Annotated in this window: 2 protein-coding genes; one reads left to right on the forward strand and one right to left on the reverse strand. The window is 80.2% G+C overall.

Features of this window, described 5'->3' with window-relative positions; translation table 11 throughout:
- Positions 1 to 172: 172 nt before the first annotated feature.
- The gene (locus tag GTR00_RS18935) at positions 173 to 1,531 is read right to left on the reverse strand and encodes an MFS transporter (RefSeq protein ID WP_166613113.1); all 1,359 of its coding nucleotides are present in this window, start codon (positions 1,529 to 1,531) and stop codon (positions 173 to 175) included.
- 363 nt (positions 1,532 to 1,894) lie between these two features.
- On the opposite strand from GTR00_RS18935, the gene GTR00_RS18940 reads away from it, so the two are divergent.
- Entirely contained in the window at positions 1,895 to 2,422 is a 528-nt protein-coding gene (locus tag GTR00_RS18940; protein ID WP_166613114.1) for a hypothetical protein, read from the forward strand.
- Positions 2,423 to 2,446: the final 24 nt, after the last annotated feature.

Genomic DNA, 2,446 nt, shown 5'->3' on the forward strand with positions numbered 1-2,446 from the left:
CCCTCGGACCCGCCGACGTGGGAGCCGCCCCCGCCGAGCCCGACGACCTCCGCGTCCTCCACGCAGGGCCCGCCGCCGTGGGCGCCGGGGCCCCCGCCGTGGGCGCCCGGCCCGCCGTCGTGGGCCCCGCCCGGGGCGCCCTGAGGCCCGCCCGCGGCGCTCGCCGCCCCCTTCAGCGGGCGGCGAGCGCCGCGGTGCGCACCCGCACCGCGGCCAGGGCGGCGTAGCCGGCGCCGAGCGCGACGGCCACGCCGCCCAGGCGCCCGTCCGCCGGCACCAGCAGCACCGCCAGCCCGCACGCCAGGCAGTAGCTGACGTTGAAGACCAGGTCGTAGGCGGTGAACACCCGCCCGCGGTAGGCGTCGTCCACGCTGCGCTGCACGACGGTGTCCACCCCGATCTTGGCGCCCTGGCCGCCCAGGCCCAGCGCCCCCGCGGCCAGCGCCAGCACCGCCGGCGAGGAGCTCACCCCCACCAGCACCTGACCGGCGCCGGCCACCAGCAGGCAGCTGGCGATCCAGCGGTCCACCCGCCCGTGCCGCGCGCCCCACGGCGCCAGCACCGCCGCCGCGCCCGACCCGGCGGCCACCGCGGCCAGCAGCACCCCCAGCGCCGCCAGCCCCGCCGCGGGGTCGTCCACGTCGGCGAGCGTGGTGCGGCACAGCACCACCACGGCCACCGTGGTCAGCCCGAACGCCCACCGGTGCCAGGCCACCACGCCCAGCGCGGCCGCCGCCGCCCGCCGCTCGCGCAGGTGGGCCAGCCCCGCCACCACGTCGCGGGCGCTGCCGCGCAGCACCGACGCCGCCGTGCGCACCTCCGCCGGGCCCGCCGGGTCCACCGCCGGGTCCACCGCCGGGTCCACCGCCGGGTCCACCGCCGGGTCCGCCGCCCGCGCGTCCGGGCCCAGCAGCGCCGGCGGGAAGCGCAGCGCCAGCACGCCCGCCAGCAGGTACCCGCCGGCGGCGGCCAGCAGCGCCACCACGTCCGCGTCCCCGCCGGTGCCCGCCGCCGCCGTCAGCGCCACCGTCACCGCCGCACCGGCACCGGCGGCCACCGTGCCCAGGCTGGGCGTGACCGCGTTGGCGAGCACCAGCCGCTCGGGCTCCACCACGCGAGGCAGCGCCGCCGACAGCCCCGCCAGCAGGGCGCGGTTCACCGACAGCACCGCCAGCGCCAGCACGCCCACCGCCGCGTCGCCCCACCCGGCCGCCAGCCCCGCGGCCGCGGCCACCGCCAGCCCCGCGCGCAGCAGGTTGCCCAGCCCCAGCACCGAGCGGCGCGACCGGCGGTCCAGCAGCACCCCCGCCCACGGGCCCACCACGGTGAACGGCAGCAGCAGCACCGCCGAGGCGAACGCCACCCCCGCCGGCGTGGCCTGCCGCTCGGGGGAGAAGAAGAACAGCGACGCCAGGCCCGCCTGGAAGGCGCCGTCGGCGCCCTGCCCGGCCAGGCGCACCCCGACCAGGTGGCGGTAGCGCGGCGTGCGCACCAGCTGCACGAGCTCTGCGAGCACCCCGGGTCGCGGCACCCGCCCACGCTACGGGGAGGCCCGCCGCACCCGCCGTGGAGGTCTGGTGCACACCCCGCCCGCGCGGCGGGCGCGGTGAGCAGCCCCAGGCCGAGCGCGCCGGCCGCGGGCACGGCCGCCAGCAGGGCGCCGACCGCCAGGACGGCGCCGGTGCGCGCCGGGCCGGGGCGGGTGCGGGGCACGGGACTCCTCGGGTAGCGGGAGCAGCGCTTCGACGTCGTTGAGTGCTCAATCGTGTCGTTTGCTGCTGTTTGGTGCGGCTTGTCTACCGACGGGGCGGCGCTCAGGGCCAGCACAGGCCCTGCACACCGCTCGTTCGGCGGTACCGATCTGACAGCTCGTGAGCGGCCGTAGCGTGGGGGCGTGCGCTGGGACGACCTCTTCGCCGACCTCGACGCCCGCCTGGCGCACGCCGAGCGGCTCGAGCGGGAGGCGGAGGTGGCCGACCGGCAGGCCCGCGACGTCGCTTCGGTGGACCTGCTGGGCCGCCTGCTGGCCACGGACGGCGAGCTGTCGGTGCAGCTGCCCGACGGCAGCTGGGTCGGCGGGCTCGTGCGGGCGGCGGGGCCCGGGTGGGTGCTGCTGGCCGCCGGCGCCCCCGCACCCCGTCAGGTGCTGGTGCCGACCGCGGCGGTGTGCGCCGTGCGCGGGCTGACGCGCCGCAGCAGCCCGCCGGGCGCGGTGGTGGCGCGCCGCACCCTGGTGCTGGCGCTTCGCGCGCTGGCCGGCGCCGACGTGCGCGTGCTGGTGCGCACCCGGGCAGGCGACCTGCGCGGGCGGCTCGCGCGGGTGGGGGCCGACCACGTCGACGTGGCGGTGCCCACCGGGCGCGGGACGGAAGGAGTGACGGTGCCGTACGCGTCGTTGCTGAGCGTCACCGAACTGGGGTGATCACCGGGCGGGCCGGCTCAGGGG

It is taken from the genome of Kineococcus indalonis (genome assembly GCF_009906395.1).
Taxonomy (GTDB): domain Bacteria; phylum Actinomycetota; class Actinomycetes; order Actinomycetales; family Kineococcaceae; genus Kineococcus; species Kineococcus indalonis.